This window comes from Deinococcus pimensis DSM 21231 (assembly GCF_000519345.1).
GTDB lineage: Bacteria > Deinococcota > Deinococci > Deinococcales > Deinococcaceae > Deinococcus_A > Deinococcus_A pimensis.
In genome coordinates this window covers 36,579-39,773 of the sequence record NZ_KI912633.1, presented here as the reverse complement: position 1 = coordinate 39,773, position 3,195 = coordinate 36,579, and the positions used below count along the sequence as shown (strand labels likewise).

Below are 3,195 nucleotides of genomic sequence, written 5' to 3'. Positions count from 1 at the left end.
GCCCGAGCCCCAGGCGCGGGTGCCGCCAGCGCACGAGCGCCTCCACGCCCGCCACGACGCCGCTCGCGAGCCGCACCTGCGGCTGGTAGTGCAGTTCCAGCTCGTCCTCGTCCAGGGCGCGGCGCAGCTCGTGTCCGAGCTGGAGGCGTTCGTGCGCGTCGCGGGTCATCTCGGGCCGGAAGACCGTGACGCCCGCCCGGCGCACCTTCGCCTGGTACATCGCGAGGTCCGCGTGCCGCAGCAGCGTCGGGCCGTCCGCGCCGCCCTCCGGGAAGACGCTCACCCCGACGGAACCCGTCAGGAACAGGTCGCGGTCCTCCGCGTGGAAGGGCGTCTGGAGCGTCCCGAGGACGCGCTGCGCGACCGCCACGGCCTGCGTCTCGCCCGCCGACGGCAGGATCAGGGTGAATTCGTCCCCGCCGATGCGGGCGAGCGTGTCGCCGCGCCGCACCACGCTCGTGAGGCGGCGCGCGGCCTCGCGCAGCACCTCGTCGCCCACGAGGTGTCCGAGCGTGTCGTTGATGGTCTTGAAGTCGTCGAGGTCCACGAACAGCATCGAGAGGGGCTCCTCGTGCCGCGCGGCGCGGTCGATGGCGGCCTGCAGACGCCGCGCGAAGGCCGAGCGGTTCGGGAGGTCCGTGAGGGGATCGTGCTGCGCCTGGTGCCGCAGACGCTCCGAGAGGCGGGTGTGCAGGATCGCGACGGCCGCGAGGTGCCGCGCCTGCTCCAGCACGTCCCCGTCCGGCAGCGGCCCGGGCGTGGCGGCGTACAGCGCGAGCGTCCCGAGCACCTCGTCGCCCGACAGGATCGGGCGACTGCGGCAGGCGCGCAGCCCGTACGCGGCGGCGAGCTCACGGTAGTCCTGCCACGCGGGGTGGGTGGTGACGTCCTCGACCATCACGTCCTCACCCCTCGCGGCGGCCGTGCCGCAGGAGCCCGCCCCGTCCCGGACGGGCACGCCGTCCACGCTGGCGTTGAACCCCTGCGGGAGGCTCGGCGCGGCGCCCGTGTGGAGCCGCCCGTCACGCACGAGCATCACGCTGCACCAGCAGTCGGGCAGCTGCCGCTCCACGATCAGCGCGATCTCCTCCAGCACGGCCGTGAGGGGCTCGCCACGCAGGGTCATCTCCAGCACGTGGTTGCGGTCCCGCGCGATCTGCTCGGCGGTCTTGCGGGCCGTGACGTCGCGCACGGACAGCCCGACGCCGTCCTCGGCGGGAGAGACGTGCAGTTCGCACCACAGGTCGAGGTCCGCGAGGTACGTCTCCAGCACCTCCGGCGAGCGGGCGGCGGCGGCGGCGTGCAGGCGGGTGTCCGCGTCGGTGTCGCGCAGGTCCGGCAGGAGGTCCCAAAGCGTGAGGCCCGCGACGGACGCGCCGTCCGGACGCCTCAGCAGGGCGAGCGCGCGGTCGTTGACGTGCGTGACACGCCACGCCCGGTCGAGCAGCAGGAACGCGTCCGGGCCGGCATTGAGGACGCGGCTCAGGCGTCCGGCCTGCCGGGCGGCGTCCTCGCGCTCCGCGAGGTCGCGGGTCACGTCGCGCGCGACGCACATCAGGCGGGTGGGGTCCGCCTCGGGGACGGGCGTGACGGTCACGGTCCACCACGCGCGCTCGCCGTCCGGTGGGGTCCGTGCGAGCGTGACGGTCCGGGTGGTGCCCGTCAGGTCCGCTTCCCGCAGGGCGGCGCGCGCCGTGCCCCGGTCGGGTTCGTCCCACCAGTCGGTCCAGCGGACGCCGAGGGCGAGCTCGCGCGCGACGGTGTTCAGGAAGCCGGGAGTGCCGTCGGGCGTGACGAGCGCGACCGCGTCGGGCGAGCGCTCCACCATGAGGCGCAGCAGGAGGTCGGGCACGCTGTCGTTGAGGGTTCTTCGCATGTCGGACACGGGAGCCTTGCTGAGCGGGGAGGACTCGGAGCGTTGGACGGGAGTGTCTTCTCGGCCCGCTGGACTCGGGCGCCTGGGTTGAGGGATGGACCGAGTTCAGGCTAGCCCGGCGCCCTCGCCGCAAGGTTAGGCGCGGCGCCTCCTGCCTTGAATCAACCTCACGACTTGGGGGCCGGGGCATGCACGCGAATGTTTGAGGGAGGTCAGGGGAACCTGAAGCGCCCCTCAAGCCCCTGTTCACGCGCCGGGCCCCGTCGAGGTGTGTAATGAGCTCGGCGATAAGCCATTCCACCGGATTCGACGAAGATTTCCAACGCGGCCCCCACGAATGAGGGGCCGCCCATTTTTGTCTTGCGACTTCGGTCACGTGCGGCACTCGGGTAGACTCCCCGCATGCCGCGACCCATGATCCTCGACTGCGACCCCGGGCACGACGACGCCGTCGCGCTGCTCCTCGCGCTCGGCAGCCCCGAGCTGGACCTGCTCGGCGTGACCGTCACGCACGGCAACGTGGAACTGCACCACACGCTCCGCAACGCGCTGTCCCTGCGGCAGTTCAGCGGGCGGTCCTTCCCGGTCGTGCCGGGCGCGGATCGACCCCTGCTGCGGGACGCCGTGCACGCCGGGCACGTGCACGGCCCCAGCGGCCTCGGGGACGTCGCCCTGCCCGTCCCGCAGGAAGGTCCCGACCCGCGCCGCGCGGCGGCCTTCATCGCCGACGAGGCGCTCGCGAATCCCGGCGAGGTGACGCTCGTCGCGGTGGGTCCCCTCACGAACGTCGCGCTGGCCCTGCGCCTGGAGCCGCGCCTCGCGGGCAGCCTGCGCGAGATCGTCCTGATGGGCGGGAGCGCCACGGACGGCAACGTCACGCCCGCCGCGGAATTCAACACCTTCGCGGACCCACACGCGGCGCGGATCGTGTTCGAGTCGGGCGCGCGCGTGACGATGTTCGGCCTCGACACGACCCGGCAGGTGAACGTGACGGGGGAACGCGCGGACGACCTGCGCGCACGTGCGGGCCGCGCGGGCGCGCTCGCCGCGAGCTTCCTCGACGACTACCTCATGCGGCTCGCCGGGCGCAGCGAGGCGCGCGAGGGGGCCCTGCACGACCCCTGCGCCGTCGCGTACCTCGTCCGTCCGGACCTGTTCGAGGTGCGCCCCGCGCGGGTGCACGTCGTGACCGAGGAGGGCGCGGAGTTCGGGCGGACCGTGTGCACCCCGGACGGGGACGCGGGCACCTTCGTGGCGTCGCGCGCCGACGCGGACGGCCTGTACGACCTGCTCGCCGAGCGCCTCGCGCGCCTCTGAAC

General features: G+C 73.7%; 2 protein-coding genes. One reads left to right on the top strand and one right to left on the bottom strand.

Features of this window, described 5'->3' with window-relative positions; translation table 11 throughout:
• The coding region (locus DEIPI_RS35310; protein WP_169737024.1) for a sensor domain-containing protein at nt 1-1,876 on the bottom strand (1,876 nt) is incomplete at its 3' end.
• Between the two features lie 402 nt (nt 1,877-2,278).
• Here DEIPI_RS35310 and DEIPI_RS0104735 point away from each other — a divergent pair.
• Complete coding sequence (locus DEIPI_RS0104735) at nt 2,279-3,193, top strand: nucleoside hydrolase (RefSeq protein ID WP_027481014.1); 915 nt, start codon at nt 2,279-2,281, stop codon at nt 3,191-3,193.
• Nucleotides 3,194-3,195: the final 2 nt, after the last annotated feature.